The 13,591-nt window shown below is 71.6% G+C and carries 14 protein-coding genes and 1 pseudogene; 6 read left to right on the top strand and 9 right to left on the bottom strand.

Annotation, left to right across the window (positions count from 1 at the left end; all coding sequences use genetic code 11):
- Positions 1–26: 26 nt before the first annotated feature.
- Genes ACZ6EG_RS17200 through ACZ6EG_RS17190 form a run of 3 tightly spaced genes read right to left on the bottom strand, consistent with a single transcriptional unit; the run spans position 27 to position 3,085 of the window.
- Complete coding sequence (locus ACZ6EG_RS17200) at positions 27–1,160, bottom strand: Mrp/NBP35 family ATP-binding protein (RefSeq protein ID WP_391969673.1); 1,134 nt, start codon at positions 1,158–1,160, stop codon at positions 27–29.
- 43 nt (positions 1,161–1,203) lie between these two features.
- Positions 1,204–1,803: a DUF1003 domain-containing protein gene (locus tag ACZ6EG_RS17195; protein ID WP_469605337.1), complete on the bottom strand. Its 600-nt coding sequence runs from the start codon at positions 1,801–1,803 to the stop codon at positions 1,204–1,206.
- A complete protein-coding gene (locus ACZ6EG_RS17190; protein WP_391969671.1) occupies positions 1,793–3,085 on the bottom strand; it encodes a magnesium transporter MgtE N-terminal domain-containing protein in 1,293 nt (430 codons plus the stop codon). The genes ACZ6EG_RS17195 and ACZ6EG_RS17190 overlap by 11 nt, the downstream gene beginning before the upstream one ends.
- A gap of 281 nt (positions 3,086–3,366) precedes the next feature.
- Here ACZ6EG_RS17190 and ACZ6EG_RS17185 point away from each other — a divergent pair, with 281 nt between their 5' ends.
- Positions 3,367–4,062 (top strand): hypothetical protein, encoded by a 696-nt coding sequence (locus tag ACZ6EG_RS17185; RefSeq protein ID WP_391969670.1) that lies wholly within the window; start codon positions 3,367–3,369, stop codon positions 4,060–4,062.
- A 27-nt stretch (positions 4,063–4,089) separates the two neighbouring features.
- On the opposite strand, the gene ACZ6EG_RS17180 is transcribed toward ACZ6EG_RS17185, so the two are convergent.
- Together ACZ6EG_RS17180 and ACZ6EG_RS17175 are read right to left on the bottom strand one after the other, a co-directional pair.
- A complete protein-coding gene (locus ACZ6EG_RS17180; protein WP_469605332.1) occupies positions 4,090–4,602 on the bottom strand; it encodes a hypothetical protein in 513 nt (170 codons plus the stop codon).
- Positions 4,603–4,635: 33 nt separating this feature from the next.
- Positions 4,636–5,754 (bottom strand): magnesium and cobalt transport protein CorA, encoded by a 1,119-nt coding sequence (locus ACZ6EG_RS17175; RefSeq protein WP_391969668.1) that lies wholly within the window; start codon positions 5,752–5,754, stop codon positions 4,636–4,638.
- Positions 5,755–6,264: 510 nt separating this feature from the next.
- On the opposite strand from ACZ6EG_RS17175, the gene ACZ6EG_RS17170 reads away from it, so the two are divergent.
- Entirely contained in the window at positions 6,265–6,861 is a 597-nt protein-coding gene (locus ACZ6EG_RS17170) for a suppressor of fused domain protein (protein ID WP_469605329.1), read from the top strand.
- A gap of 29 nt (positions 6,862–6,890) precedes the next feature.
- Here ACZ6EG_RS17170 and ACZ6EG_RS17165 read toward each other — a convergent pair whose 3' ends face one another.
- The gene (locus ACZ6EG_RS17165) at positions 6,891–8,150 is read right to left on the bottom strand and encodes an MFS transporter (protein ID WP_469605326.1); all 1,260 of its coding nucleotides are present in this window, start codon (positions 8,148–8,150) and stop codon (positions 6,891–6,893) included.
- A 172-nt stretch (positions 8,151–8,322) separates the two neighbouring features.
- Here ACZ6EG_RS17165 and ACZ6EG_RS17160 point away from each other — a divergent pair, with 172 nt between their 5' ends.
- From ACZ6EG_RS17160 to ACZ6EG_RS17150, 3 genes are all read left to right on the top strand, one after another.
- Positions 8,323–8,964, top strand: a complete 642-nt coding sequence (locus ACZ6EG_RS17160) for a DUF6758 family protein (protein ID WP_356604314.1) — start codon at positions 8,323–8,325, stop codon at positions 8,962–8,964.
- 288 nt (positions 8,965–9,252) lie between these two features.
- A complete protein-coding gene (locus ACZ6EG_RS17155; protein WP_361017836.1) occupies positions 9,253–10,110 on the top strand; it encodes a PHP domain-containing protein in 858 nt (285 codons plus the stop codon).
- A 55-nt stretch (positions 10,111–10,165) separates the two neighbouring features.
- Positions 10,166–10,771 (top strand): MarC family protein, encoded by a 606-nt coding sequence (locus ACZ6EG_RS17150; RefSeq protein WP_391969665.1) that lies wholly within the window; start codon positions 10,166–10,168, stop codon positions 10,769–10,771.
- A gap of 67 nt (positions 10,772–10,838) precedes the next feature.
- Here the strand turns inward: ACZ6EG_RS17150 and ACZ6EG_RS17145 are convergent, their stop codons facing one another.
- Positions 10,839–10,991, bottom strand: a complete 153-nt coding sequence (locus tag ACZ6EG_RS17145; protein WP_320774363.1) for a hypothetical protein — start codon at positions 10,989–10,991, stop codon at positions 10,839–10,841.
- Between the two features lie 321 nt (positions 10,992–11,312).
- Between ACZ6EG_RS17145 and ACZ6EG_RS17140 the strand changes: the two genes are divergently transcribed.
- Entirely contained in the window at positions 11,313–12,218 is a 906-nt protein-coding gene (locus ACZ6EG_RS17140) for an NYN domain-containing protein (protein WP_391969798.1), read from the top strand.
- On the opposite strand, the gene ACZ6EG_RS17135 is transcribed toward ACZ6EG_RS17140, so the two are convergent.
- Both ACZ6EG_RS17135 and ACZ6EG_RS17130 read right to left on the bottom strand, forming a co-directional pair.
- Positions 12,215–13,102: an alpha/beta fold hydrolase gene (locus ACZ6EG_RS17135; RefSeq protein WP_469605320.1), complete on the bottom strand. Its 888-nt coding sequence runs from the start codon at positions 13,100–13,102 to the stop codon at positions 12,215–12,217. The genes ACZ6EG_RS17140 and ACZ6EG_RS17135 overlap by 4 nt on opposite strands.
- 151 nt (positions 13,103–13,253) lie before the next feature.
- A pseudogene (locus tag ACZ6EG_RS17130) lies at positions 13,254–13,591 on the bottom strand (DEAD/DEAH box helicase); the annotation flags it as partial.

Below are 13,591 nucleotides of genomic sequence, written 5' to 3'. Positions count from 1 at the left end.
ATGCCGTGGGAGAACGGCGCGGAACGTCAGAACTTGTTCTTCGGGGTGATCCCCAGCGACAGCCCCGACAGCCCCCGCTGCCGGCCGCCCAGCTTCCCCGCGATCGCGCGCAGGGCCGCGCCCGCCGGGGAGTCCGGGTCGGACAGGACGACGGGCTTGCCCTCGTCGCCGCCCTCGCGCAGGCGGACGTCGATCGGGATGGAGCCGAGGACCGGGACCGAGGCGCCGGTCGTGCGGGTCAGCCCGTCGGCGACCGCCTGACCGCCACCGGTACCGAAGACGTCGACCATCTCGCCGCAGTGCGGACAGGGCAGGCCGGACATGTTCTCGACCACGCCGACGATCTTCTGGTGGGTCTGGACGGCGATGGCGCCCGCCCGCTCGGCCACCTCGGCTGCGGCCTGCTGAGGGGTCGTCACGACCAGGATCTCCGCGTTGGGCACGAGCTGCGCCACCGAGATCGCGATGTCGCCGGTGCCGGGCGGCAGGTCGAGCAGCAGGACGTCCAGGTCGCCCCAGTACACGTCCGCCAGGAACTGCTGGAGCGCGCGGTGCAGCATCGGGCCGCGCCAGACCACCGGCGCGTTGCCCGGGGTGAACATGCCGATCGAGATGACCTTCACCCCGTTGGCCGAAGGCGGCATGATCATGTTCTCGACCTGGGTGGGCCGCCCGTCGGCGCCCAGCATCCGCGGCACGGAGTGGCCGTAGATGTCGGCGTCGACGACACCGACCTTCAGGCCGTCCGCCGCCATCGACGCGGCGAGGTTCACCGTCACCGAGGACTTGCCGACGCCGCCCTTGCCGGAGGCGACCGCGTAGACCCGGGTGAGGCTGCCGGGTTTGGCGAAGGGCACCTCGCGCTCCGTCTGGCCGCCGCGCAGGGCGGTCGCCAGCTCCTTGCGCTGCTCGTCGCTCATCACGTCCAGCTCGACGTCGACGCGCGTGACGCCCTCGACCCGCGAGACCGCCTCCGTCACGCGCTGCGTGATGGTGTCCCTCATGGGGCAGCCGGAGACCGTCAGGTACACGGCGACCGCGACCGCTCCGTCCACGCCGATCTCCACCGACTTGACCATCCCGAGCTCGGTGATGGGCCGGTTGATCTCGGGGTCGTTCACCGTCGCCAGTGCTTCGCGCACCGCGTCTTCCGTAGCCATAGGACGATGGTACGGCGCCGCCCACGGGGCACGGAAAGCCCCGTCAACGGTCGTGTACGTCACGCCCCGCGGACCGATCCGCCGGGAATACCCCGCGGTCGGGGTGGTGGCCGTTCTGCCGTTCCTCCAGGTCCTTGAGGACGTCCTGCAGCTCGGAGCGGATCCAGTCCCTCGTCGCGACCTCGCCCAGACCGATGCGGAGGGCGGCGATCTCCCGCGTCAGGTACTCCGTGTCGGCGATCGAGCGCTCGTTCTGCTTGCGGTCCTGCTCGAGATTGACCCGGTCCCGATCGTCCTGCCGGTTCTGCGCGAGCAGGATCAGAGGGGCCGCATAGGAAGCCTGTAGCGAGAGCATCAGCGTCAGGAAGATGAACGGGTACTCGTCGAAGCGCAGCCCGCTCGGCGCGGAGACGTTCCACACCACCCAGCAGATGATGACGACCGTCATCCAGACGATGAACCGCCCGGTGCCCAGGAAGCGCGCCACGCGTTCCGACAGCCGGCCGAAGGATTCCGGGTCCCATTCGGGCAGCAGCCTGCGGCGCGGCGGACGCGGCTGGTCCAGCCGGGTCCGGCTGCGGGAGGCCGCCGTGGCCCCCGACGCCGCCCGCTCACGGGGCCCGCTCTCACGCTCAGGCACCATCGGCGCCCACCTCCCCCGTCGCGTCCTCCAGGTGGTACTCGGTCTCCCGCCAGTCGTCGGGCAGCATGTGGTCCAGTACGTCGTCCACGGTCACCGCGCCCAGCAGCGACCCGGAGTCGTCCACGACCGGCGCCGCGACCATGTCGTACGCGGCGAAGAACCCGGCGACCACGGGCAGCGCGGCGTCCGGCTCCAGGGGTTGCAGGTCGGCGTCGAGGATCGAACCGACCAGGGTGTACGGGGGATCGCGCAGCAGGCGCTGGAAGTGGACCGTGCCCAGGTACTTGCCGGTCGGGGTCTCCTCGGGCGGCCGGCAGACGTAGACCTGGGCGGCGTGCGCCGGGGACAGGTCGGGGTTGCGGATGCGGGCCAGGGCGTCCGCGACGGTCGCGTCGGGCCGCAGCACGATCGGCTCGGTCGTCATCAGACCGCCGGCCGTGTGCTCCTCGTACGCCATCAGGCGCCGCATGTCGGCCGCGTCGTCGGGCTCCATCAGGCTCAGCAGGCGCTCCTTGTCGGCCTCGGGCAGCTCACCGAGCAGGTCGGCCGCGTCGTCGGGGTCCATCGCCTCCAGGACGTCCGCGGCGCGCTCCTCCTTGAGCTTGCCGAGGATCTCGATCTGGTCGTCCTCCGGCAGTTCCTCCAGCACGTCGGCCAGGCGGTCGTCGTCGAGGGCGGCGGCGACCTCGGCGCGGCGCTTGGCCGACAGGTGGTGCAGCACGTTGGCGAGGTCGGCGGGGCGGAGCTGCTCGAAGGTGGCGAGGAGGTTCTCGGCGCCCTGGCCCTGCTCCTCCACGGAGAAGCCGGTGACGCCGGACCACTCGACGGTCAGCGTCTCGCCCTTGTTGCGCCGGAAGGCGCCGCCCTTCCTCCCCTTGCGGACGAAGACCTTGTCGATCTCCCAGTCCCGGCGGGCGGGCAGTTGCTGCACCGACAGGTCGAGGACGGTGACCTCCTCGGCGGTGTCCGTGAGGGTGACCCGCCGGTCGAGCAGCTCGCCGAAGACGAGGCGCTCGGTGGGCCGCTGCTCGAAGCGCCGCACGTTGAGGACCCCGGTGGTGATGACCTGGCCGGACTCGATGCCGGTGACCCGGGTCATGGGCAGGAAGATGCGGCGGCGGGTGGTGAGTTCGACGACCAGCCCGAGCAGCCGCGGCGGTCTGCGGCCGACGCGGAGCATGACGACCAGATCGCGCACGCGTCCCACCTGGTCACCGGCCGGGTCGAAGACGGCGATGCCGGAGAGGTGGGAGACGAAGATCCGGGGGGCGCCCGCTGCCATGGCCGCGGCTCCTTTTCGTAAGCGTGCGTCAGATTGCGTGAGAGCTGATTCGTAGGGTGTCTCTTCCCGAATTGCCCGCTCGGACGGGCTTCAGGCTAGCCCGTCCCGAACGGCTCCGCCCTGGTGGGCGGTCCGGACGGACTGGCTCCGTCCGCCGTCCGCGGCCCCGGTACGCTGCGGTACGCCGCCCGGCCCCCGGTCGGCCCGTGCCGGCCCCTGTCAGAAAGGCAGCCCCACCTGTGTCTGTGACTCCCCGGCGCCGATTCCGCAGGGTCGCTCTGATGGGCGCGGTGTGCGCCCTGGTGGTGACGGGCGGAGGGCTGACGGGATGCAGTGGCGAGGACCCCGACGCGGGCACCAACGGCGTGGGCAAGCTCTCCGCCGACAAGATCCACGCCAAGACCCGCACGGTCGCCGGGACCGCCCGGGCGGTGCACCTGCACGGCTCCGTGGAGGCCGGCGGGAGCACGTACCGCCTCGACATGCGGCTGAAGCCCGAGGGCGGGACCGGGTCGGTCGCCGCCGAGGGGACGACGTTCGGGCTGCTGCGCGTGGGCGAGCAGCTCTTCCTGAAGGCCGACGCCGGTTTCTGGAGCCATGACGGCGGCGATGCCAGGGCCGCCGAGAAGCTGGCCGGCAAGTACGTGAAGGTGCCGGAGAGCGACCCGGTGTTCAAGAAGTTCAGCGGCTTCACGGACAAGGACGTCCTCCTCGGCGGTCTGCTGACCCTGCACGGCACGGTGGAGACGGACGGGCGCCACGAGCAGGCGGGCGTGCGTACCGTCCGGATCACCGGCGACGAGGGCGCCGGCGGCACCCTGGACGTCTCGCTGGAGGGCACGCCGTACCCCCTGCGCCTGGTGCGGGCGGGGAGCGCGGGCACGATCAGCTTCTCGGAGTGGAACCAGGACTTCGCGCTCCAGGAGCCGGGCAAGGACGACACCCTGGACTACGGCGGCCAGCTGCCGACGTCGTAGCGAACGCCGACACGCGTCCCGGGGGCGCTAACGCCTCTTGCGGCGCTTGAGCAGCAGCCGCGGCAGCCCCGCCGGCGCCGGCTCCCGCGTCGTGGCCGGACTGGGCAGCGGCGCCTCGGCCAGGGAACCGTCCGGCAGAGGAGCCGTCCCCCCCGTCGGCTCCAGGCGCAGCACCCGGCACTCGCGGGCCCAGCGGCCGGTCATCGCCTCGCCGTCCGGGGCGTTGAGGCGCTTGCCCTTGAGGTCGGCGACGGCCGCCTGCCACGCCTCCGTCCCGGACTCCAGCTCCACGACCCGGGCCGCCCAGGAGACCAGCCGGCCGCCCTTGTCCTTGCTGCGCACCGTCACCTCGGCCGCGGCGCCGTCGGCCAGTCCCGGCAGCGGCTGCTCACCGGGGCCGTCGCCGACGACGAGGGCGGCGCCCTCGTGCCAGACGTGCCACAGCGCGCGGGCGGGCACCCCGGCCCCCTTGACCCAGATGAGGCCGGACTTCTTCGTGGCCTCCTCGACGAGGGCCTGGTCGAGCAGCTCGCTTGTCATGCGGTCAGCCTATCCAGGAGCACTCCGGCGGGCTCAGAGCCAGCCGTTGCGCTTGAGCGTGCGGTGGATGCCCAGACAGAGGCCGACCGTGATGGACAGGACCAGCGGATAGCCGAACTTCCAGTGGGTCTCCGGCATGTAGTCGAAGTTCATGCCGTACACCCCGCACACCATCGTCGGCACGGCGATGATCGCCGCCCACGAGGTGATCTTGCGCATGTCCTCGTTCTGCGCGACGGACGCCTGGGCGAGGTTGGCCTGGAGGATGGAGTTGAGCAGCTCGTCGAAGCCGACGACCTGTTCCTGCACCCGCGCCACGTGGTCGGCGACGTCCCGGAAGTACTTCTGGATCTCCGGGTCGATCAGCCGCATCGGCCGCTCGCTGAGCAGCTGCATGGGACGCAGCAGCGGCGCCACCGCCCGCTTGAACTCCAGCACCTCGCGCTTGAGTTGGTAGATCCGACCGGCGTCGGTGCCGCGCGGCGTGCCCTTGCGGCCCGGCGAGAAGACCTCCGTCTCGACCTCGTCGATGTCGTCCTGCACCGCGTCGGCGACCGCGATGTACCCGTCGACGACGTGGTCGGCGATGGCGTGCAGCACCGCCGAGGGGCCCTTGAGCAGCAACTCGGGGTCGTCCTGGAGGCGGTGGCGCAGGGCGCGCAGCGAGCCCTGGCCGCCGTGCCGGACGGTGATGAAGAAGTCCCGTCCGGTGAAGCACATGACCTCGCCGGACTCGACGACCTCGCTGTTGGCGGTGAGTTCGTCGTGGTCGACGTAGTGGATGGTCTTGAAGACCGTGAACAGGGAGTCGTCGTAGCGCTCCAGCTTGGGCCGCTGGTGGGCCTGGACGGCGTCCTCCACGGCCAGCGGGTGGAGGCCGAACTCCCGGGCGATGCCGGCGAATTCGTCCTCGGTGGGCTCGTGCAGACCGATCCACACGAACCCGCCGTCGCGGCGCACCTGACGCATCGCCTGGTGCGGGCCGAGCGGCGTGTCCGTCTCGACGCGCGCGCCGTCGCGGTAGACGGCGCAGTCGACGACGGCGGTGGCGGTCGCCGGGTCGCGGGTGGTGTCGTAGACGCCGCTGCTGTCCTTGCGCAGGGAGACTCGGGACGGGCGGACCGCGGCGCGCAGGTCACGGATCATCGACATGGCGGGCTCCTTCGCTACGGGCAGCGAACGGCGCCGGGACGGGTGGAACCACCCGGAATGAGGACGTCCTGACCGTACGTGCTCGGCACGTCCACAAAGCGGGGTGCACCGCACCGTCGCGGTGGCCGACTTCGCTGCTGATTCAGCTGCTGACCGGATCGATCGATCGGGTCAGGCACAACGAGACGAAGTGCTCTTCCGAAGGACGGCGCGCGGATGAGGGGGAGCGGCGGTGGCGAGGAGCCGGAGCAGCTGCATCAGCGGCCGGAAGAGCGGGTGGTACTGCACGGTCGACTTCGGTCCATGCCAGCCCCACCTCCTCCGGCCGGTCCCTCGTGAGGGACGATCGATTCCCTCTGTTTGGGAGGGTTCCCCGTAGGGGAGTCTTCAGGCGTCGGGGTCGTGACCGCGACGCTTCTGCGTGCTGCCCCGAACGCTGGCCAGAGTACCAGTCACGTGGCGTGTCAAGGCGCCGCTTTGCCGCTTCCCTACGAGTTCTATGCTCGCCGCATGGCTGATGTTCTTCCTCTGGTCGAAGCCCGGTTGCTGAGCGCGCTGGGCGAGCCGGACGCGCGCGCGGCGGTCACCTTCCTCGGCACCGACCGCATCGAGGTGCTCCGCTTCCCGGGCGGCGGCCAGGAGGGCGACATCGTCCGCTACGCCACGCTCGGCATGTCGGCCCAGCCCATGGCGGACCCCACGGCGGTGCTCGCCGACCCGGTCAAGGGCCCGCGCGCCGAGCTGGTCCTCTCCGTCCGGGACGGCCTCGCCGACACCGGCAAGGTGCTCCGCCCGCTCGCCGTGCTGGCCGCGTCGCCGCAGGTCGAGGGCGTGGTCGTGGTGCCCGGCGCCTCGCTGGACGTCGGTGAGCCGCTGTGGCCGGGGGCCCCGTTCACCTCGGTCCTGGTGGCCGAGCCGGGCGGCCTGGTCGAGGACCTGGAGCTGGACGCGCCGCTGGACGCCGTACGGTTCCTGCCGCTGCTGCCGATGACGCCGAACGAGGCCGCGTGGAAGCGGGTGCACGGCGCGCAGGCGCTCCAGGAGCGCTGGCTGACGCACGGGACCGACCTGCGCGATCCGTCCCGCAGGTCCGTCCCGTTGGAGTGAGGGAACTCACCGCTCGCCGACCGGCCTCGTCAGTCGGCGAAGACCGTGGCCCCGTCCCCGGTCGCGTGCCCGGGCTCCAGCGCCTGCGCCATGGGGGTCCCCCCGCTCGGGCGAAGCCGAGAGTGGGGGAGGGTGAGCGCGCGACGCCGTAGGAAGACCACGACCGCGCCCAGGACGGCGGTGACCGCCGCGACCACGAAGGGGATGTGGATGTCGGTCCACTCCTCGATCTTCGGCGCGAAGTAGGGGGCCGCGGCCGCCGCGAACCAGCGCACGAAGTTGTAGCCCGCGCTCGCCACCGGACGCGGCGCGTCCGACACGCCGAGGGCCAGCTCGGTGTAGACCGTGTTGTTCACGCCGATGAAGGCGCCCGACAGGATCGTGCAGACGATGGCCGTGGTGTGGTCGCCGTAGCCGAGGGCCAGGACGTCGGCGGCGAGCAGTACGAGCGAGCCGCCGAGCACCTTCAGCGAGCCGAAGCGCTTCTGCATGCGCGGTGCCACGAGGACCGAGAAGACGGCGAGCAGGACGCCCCACGCGAAGAACACGGCGCCGGACCTGTACGGGGACATGTTCAGCACGAACGGCGTGAAGGCCAGCACGGTGAAGAACGTGTAGTTGTAGAAGAACGCCGAGATCGCGGCGGAGGCGAGACCACCGTGGCCCAGCGCCCTGAGCGGGTCCAGCAGGGAGGTCTTGCGGGCGGGCTTCGGCTGTTCCTTGAGGAACACCGTGATGCACAGGAAGCCGATCGCCATCAGGAACGCCGTGCCGAAGAACGGGTAGCGCCAGCTGGCGTCGCCGAGCAGGGCGCCCAGCAGCGGTCCGCAGGCCATGCCGAGGCCGAGGGCGGACTCGTAGAGCAGGATCGCCGCGGCGCTGCCGCCGGCCGCCGCGCCGACGATGACGGCGAGGGCCGTGGAGACGAACAGCGCGTTGCCGAGGCCCCAGCCCGCCCGGTAGCCGACGAGCTGGCCGACCGTGTCGGAGGTGCCCGCCAGACCCGCGAAGACGACGACGAAGGCCAGGCCGAGCAGCAGGGTCTTGCGTCCGCCGATGCGGCTGGAGACGAAGCCGGTGACCAGCATCGCCAGGGCGGTGATGAGGAAGTACGAGGTGAACAGGAGGGAGACCTGGCCGGCGTCGGCGTCCAGGCCCTTGGCGATGGACGGCAGGATCGGGTCGACGAGTCCGATGCCCATGAAGGCCACGACGGACGCCCCGGCGGTCGCCCACACCGCCTTGGGCTGCCGCAGGATGCCGCCGGCACCCGCGTCGAAGGGGTCCATGCTTGCTCCGTGACGACGTAATGGTTGGTGTTTACACATACTATGTTAGCTCAGCTAATTAATGCAATGTACATCTAGTGCTTCCGGGGTCGGCCCGGTCCGACGGGCCCCTTCCGCCCGGATGGGTGATCGTCCTTGACGCGGGCGGGTGCGGGTAGGACCGTGGGGCTCTATGAGGGGCGAACCCAGTTGCCCGAAGTGTGGTGGCCGGGTCAGGGCTCCCGGCCTCTTCGCCGATTCCTGGCAGTGCGATCTGCACGGGACCGTGCACCCGCTGCAGCCCGTGCTTCCGCCCAGCGTCGAGGCGCTCGGCGTCGTGGTGCACCGCACGCAGGTGCCGGTGTGGATGCCGTGGCCGCTGCCGGTCGGCTGGCTGTTCACCGGCGTGGCCTGCGCGGGCGACGACCGCAGCGGCGGCCGGGCGACGGCCGTGGCCTGTTCCGGCCCCGGTCCCCTCGGGGGCATGGGCGAGCTGATCCTGATCGCCGAGGAACTCGGCGTCGGTCTCGGGGCGCGCTACGCGGGCATCGACGCCCCCGACCCGGGGCCGTACATGAACGTCGAGAAGCCGCCCCAGGCCAAGGTGCTGGCCGCGGGCCGCCCGACCCCCCTCTGGCACGTCTCCGGCGCCCCCGCCGACCGGGCCGTCTTCGCGGGCGAGGCCCTCGGGCTGTGGCTGTGGGCCGTCGTGTGGCCGGAGCGGTCGGGGCTGCTGATGTACGAGGAGCTGGTGCTGACCGATCTGCGGGACGCGGGCGCCGAGGTCGACCTGGTGCCGTGCGGGGCGCTGTCACCGCGTCTGCTGCGGCCGTAGGGGCCCGGTTGCCGGTACTGTCGCCGCGCTTGCTCCGGCCGTGGGGGTGGGTTGCCGGTCGCCGGATCTCCTGTGCGAGGAGGTGTCGGGCGGTGCCGGGCGGATACGGGCGGGCGCTGTGCGGCAGGACGTGTGCGGGCGCGTGGGGAGACGCCGGCCGGAGGCGCGGAGGGGCGTCGGGCAGGTGTGTAGGGGGCGCAGGGTCGCTTCGGGTGTGACGGTGGGGATCGGAGTTCCGGTTACCCTTGAGCGTCCCCTTCCGTCCCGTCACCGCTTGGAGCCAGCGTCGTGCGCATCGATCTGCACACCCACTCCACCGCGTCCGACGGTACGGACACCCCCGCCCAGCTGGTGCGCAAGGCCGCCACGGCCGGGCTGGACGTCATCGCGCTGACCGACCACGACACCACCCGCGGTCACGCCGAAGCCGTCGCCGCGCTCCCCGAGGGGCTCACCCTCGTCACCGGCGCGGAACTCTCCTGCCGGGTCGACGGCGTCAGCATGCACATGCTGGCCTACCTCTTCGACCCCGAGGAGCCCGCCCTGCTCGCCGAGCGCGAGCTGGTCCGGGACGACCGGGTGCCGCGGGCCCAGGGCATGGTCGCCAAGCTGAACGAGCTGGGCGTGCCCGTCACCTGGGAGCAGGTCGCGCGCATCGCCGGTGACGGCTCGGTCGGTCGGCCGCACGTGGCCTCCGCCCTCGTCGAACTCGGCGTCGTGCCCACCGTGAGCGACGCCTTCACCGCGGACTGGCTGGCCGACGGCGGCCGGGTCTTCGTGCCGAAGCACGAGACCGACCCGTTCGAGGCGCTCCGGCTGGTCAAGGGCGCGGGCGGCGTCGCCGTGTTCGCCCACCCGGCCGCCGCCAAGCGGGGCCGTACGGTGCCGGAGGCCACGATCGCCGAGCTGGCGGCCGCCGGACTCGACGGCATCGAGGTCGATCACATGGACCACGACGCGGACACCCGGGCCCGGCTGCGGGGCATGGCGAAGGAGCTGGGGCTCCTGACGACCGGCTCCAGCGACTACCACGGCAGCCGGAAGGCCTGCGTGCTCGGCGAGTACACGACGGACCCCGAGGTGTACGGGGAGATCACGCGACGGGCGTTCGGGGCCTTCCCCGTGCCGGGGGCCGGCGGGGTCTGAGACCCGCCTCCCGCACGCCCGTCCTCCACTCCTCCGCAAGGCCAGTAGCTCACCCATGTTCGATGTCGCCGTCTTCGGCTCCCTCTTCCTGACCCTTTTCGTGATCATGGATCCTCCCGGGATCACGCCGATCTTCCTCGCGCTGACCTCCGGCCGCCCCGCCAAGGTGCAGAAGAAGATGGCCTTCCAGGCCGTCTGCGTCGCGGGTGGCGTGATCACCGTGTTCGGTCTGCTCGGGCACCAGATCCTGGACTACCTGCACGTCTCCGTGCCCGCGCTGATGATCGCCGGCGGTCTGCTGCTCCTGCTGATCGCGCTCGACCTGCTCACCGGCAAGACGGACGAGCCCAAGCAGACCAAGGACGTCAACGTCGCGCTCGTCCCGCTGGGCATGCCGCTGCTCGCCGGGCCCGGGGCGATCGTGTCGGTCATCCTGGCGGTGGAGAAGGCCGACAGCGCGGCCACGCAGGTGTCGGTGTGGGCGGCGATCCTCGCCATCCACGTGGTGCTGTGGCTGGTGATGCGCTACTCGCTGCTGATCATCCGCGTCATCAAGGACGGCGGCGTGGTCCTGGTGACCCGCCTCGCCGGCATGATGCTCTCCGCGATCGCCGTGCAGCAGATCATCAACGGCGTGACGCAGGTGATCCAGACCGCGTGAGCGGACATGCGCGGGGCCCCGCACGGCGTTCCGTGCGGGGCCCCGGTGTGTCGGGTGCGGGTCCGCGCTACGAGGCCGTGGTGTCGGCGGGGCGGATCCACAGACGCTGCCCTATGGCGGCGGCCTGCTGAACGATGCGGTTCACGGAGGCGGCGTCCACGACGGTCGTGTCCACGGGGGTTCCGTCGACGTCGTCGAGTCGCATGACTTCAAAGCGCATGGCCTCTCCCTTGATCTGGTCATCCTCCTGAGGAGAACTACTGGTGTGGCTCCCGGGTCGTCGGTGCCCGGGGCTTCCGTACCTAGTCAACGGGCTGTGTGTTACAAACATTCCTTACGCTAAGGAAATTTTTCGAACGTCTAACTACTGACCGGTATGCGATGCGGACTCCGGGCGGGCGGCTCGCACGAGACCCGGTACGAGACTCAGTGCAGGAGCCAGTACAGGGCAGCCAGTACAGGGCCCAATACAAGACCCAGTACAGGACCCGGTGCAAGACCGACGGGGACCAGTTGTGTTCGCAGCGTGACCGCCGGGACAATGGAGGCGATGAACGACGACCTCGCGTCCATGAACGCCCGCATCGATCGCACCAACGAGCTGCTGCACCGCATGCTCGCCGAGGTGGCCAAGACGCCCTCGACCCACGCGATCTTCGTCGACGCCGGCTATCTCTACGCGGCGGCGGGGCGCCTGGTGGCCGGCACCGAGGACCGCCGGGCCTTCGACCTGGACGCCGAGGGGCTGATCGAGGCCCTCATCGACACGGCCCGCACGATCTTCGCCGACAGCCGCCTGCTGCGGGTCTACTGGTACGACGGCGCCCGGCGCCGCATCCACACCGCCGAGCAGCAGTCCATCGCCGAGCTCCCGGACGTGAAGGTCCGCCTCGGCAACCTCAACGCCAACAACCAGCAGAAGGGCGTCGACTCCCTCATCCGCTCCGACCTGGAGTCCCTCGCCCGGCACCGCGCCATCAGCGACGCGGCCCTGCTCGGCGGCGACGAGGACCTGGTCTCCGCGGTCGAGGCCGCCCAGGGCTACGGCGCCCGCGTCCACCTGTGGGGCATCGAGGCCCCCGAGGGCCGCAACCAGGCCGATCCGCTGCTGTGGGAGGTCGACAGCCAGCGCACCTTCGACCTCGACTTCTTCAAGCCGTACGTCTCCCGCCGCACGGCCCAGGTCTACGAGGTGACGGGCGGCTCCCGCCCGACCCGCGAGGACGTCCGGTTCGTCGGCGCGCAGGTCGCCGCGAAGTGGCTGGCCGCGCGGGGCCGCGAGTCACTGGTCGAACTCCTCCCCGGTCACCCCTACCTCCCCGGGTCGGTGGACCAGGACCTCCTGGTGGAGGCCGAGGGGCTGTTGCAGTACTCGCTCCGTGGCCAGTCCGACCTGCGACGGACGCTGCGGGACGGCTTCTGGGAGCACCTGCAGGCGCAGTACTAGGCCGTCGTTCCGAGGCCGCGCCGGACATCGTCGAAGAAGTCGGCCAGCGCGCGTGCGGTGGGCAGCGGCTGGTCGGTGTTGGGGGAGTGCTCGGCGCCGGTGATCACGGTCCGGCGCGCGTCCAGTCGTGTAGCCATCTCGTCCAGGAGGGGCACCGGCCAGGTGTCGTCGTAGGCGCCCGACAACACGTGGCAGGCGGGCGCCACCGCGGCGAGTTCGGCGACGCGGTCCGGTTCGTCGCACAACTGTCGTCCGGTGGCGAGAAGTTGGGCGGGCCTGGTGCCCAGCCAGCGGCTGCGCAGCCGTTCCGGGTCCCCGGGGCCGACGGCGGGACCGCCGACCTCCTCGGGTGGGCCCATCGCCTGGATCACCTTCCAGACCTCGGCCATCGTCATCGTGTCGAGAGCGTCCCGCAGCAGCTTCACCCGCTGCTGCTGGGAGACGGAGATCCGGGCCGGGCCCGAGGACATCAGGGTGAGGGACACGAAGGGGGCGCGGTCGAGCAGGACGGCGGCGCGTGCGATCTGGCCGCCGAGGGAGTGCCCGACCAGATGCACCCGCACCCCGAGGGCGGCCACCTGCGCCAGCACGTCCCGTGCCAGCTCGGTCTGCGCGTAGGCGGCCTCGTCGTGCTCCGGCCCGTCGGACTCGTACTGCCCCCGGCCGTCCACGGCGACCGTGCGGTAACCGCGCGCGCCGAGCGGCTCGTGCAGCAGCGTGAAGTCCTCCTTGCTCCCCGTGAACCCGGGCAGCATCAGCACCACTCCCTTCGGCTCGACACCGCCGGCCACGGGTGAGTCGACGACGGCGAACTCACCGCGCGCGGTACGCAGTCGGTACGTGCGGGCGTCCGGGGGCGGGGCGAAGGCGGCGTTCCTGCTCACGGGCCGAGGTTATCCGGGGGAGGTCGACGCGGGGCGGGGTGGTGGGTGGGTGTCGGGACGCGACCAGGCCGCGACCAGGGGGAGCGACGCCGTCGGCCCGGCCCCGCCTGGGTGGCGGGACCGGGCCGACGGTCGGGTGGAACGGTGCCGATCAGCTCTCGCCGGAATCCGCGGGCCGGCTGCCGGCCGCCGCCTTGCGGGTACGGCGGGCCTTCGGCTTCGCCTCGGCGTCGGGAGCCATGGCGGGCGCCTCGACGGTCGCGGTGGCCTTACGGGTCCGACGCCGCGGTGCGGCCTCCGGCTCCTGCGAGGACTGGGCCGGGATCCCGGCCGCGGCTTCGGCGGGTTCGGCGGTCTTGCGGGTGCGGCGGCGCGGCTTCGTCTCCGCTGCTTCGGCGGTGCCTTCGGCGGTGTCGACGGCGGCTTCCGCCTTGGTGGCGGCCGTCTTGCGGGTGCGGCGGGGCTTGGCCTCGGTGGTTTCCGGTGCCT

This window comes from Streptomyces sp. NPDC041968, assembly GCF_055589025.1.
The sequence above is the reverse complement of the archived record's forward strand: the minus strand, read 5'-3'. Positions and strand labels throughout refer to the sequence as shown.

Excerpts from the sequence above, each read along its gene's own strand:
- ACZ6EG_RS17150 (WP_391969665.1), top strand. The coding sequence starts at position 10,166 with ATGTTCGATGTCGCCGTCTTCGGCTCCCTCTTCCTGACCCTTTTCGTG.
- ACZ6EG_RS17170 (WP_469605329.1), top strand. The coding sequence starts at position 6,265 with ATGGCTGATGTTCTTCCTCTGGTCGAAGCCCGGTTGCTGAGCGCGCTG.
- ACZ6EG_RS17145 (WP_320774363.1), bottom strand. The coding sequence starts at position 10,991 with ATGCGCTTTGAAGTCATGCGACTCGACGACGTCGACGGAACCCCCGTG.
- ACZ6EG_RS17160 (WP_356604314.1), top strand. The coding sequence starts at position 8,323 with ATGAGGGGCGAACCCAGTTGCCCGAAGTGTGGTGGCCGGGTCAGGGCT.
- ACZ6EG_RS17140 (WP_391969798.1), top strand. The coding sequence starts at position 11,313 with ATGGAGGCGATGAACGACGACCTCGCGTCCATGAACGCCCGCATCGAT.
- ACZ6EG_RS17200 (WP_391969673.1), bottom strand. The coding sequence starts at position 1,160 with ATGGCTACGGAAGACGCGGTGCGCGAAGCACTGGCGACGGTGAACGAC.
- ACZ6EG_RS17175 (WP_391969668.1), bottom strand. The coding sequence starts at position 5,754 with ATGTCGATGATCCGTGACCTGCGCGCCGCGGTCCGCCCGTCCCGAGTC.
- ACZ6EG_RS17180 (WP_469605332.1), bottom strand. The coding sequence starts at position 4,602 with ATGACAAGCGAGCTGCTCGACCAGGCCCTCGTCGAGGAGGCCACGAAG.
- ACZ6EG_RS17185 (WP_391969670.1), top strand. The coding sequence starts at position 3,367 with ATGGGCGCGGTGTGCGCCCTGGTGGTGACGGGCGGAGGGCTGACGGGA.
- ACZ6EG_RS17190 (WP_391969671.1), bottom strand. The coding sequence starts at position 3,085 with ATGGCAGCGGGCGCCCCCCGGATCTTCGTCTCCCACCTCTCCGGCATC.
- ACZ6EG_RS17195 (WP_469605337.1), bottom strand. The coding sequence starts at position 1,803 with ATGGTGCCTGAGCGTGAGAGCGGGCCCCGTGAGCGGGCGGCGTCGGGG.
- ACZ6EG_RS17165 (WP_469605326.1), bottom strand. The coding sequence starts at position 8,150 with ATGGACCCCTTCGACGCGGGTGCCGGCGGCATCCTGCGGCAGCCCAAG.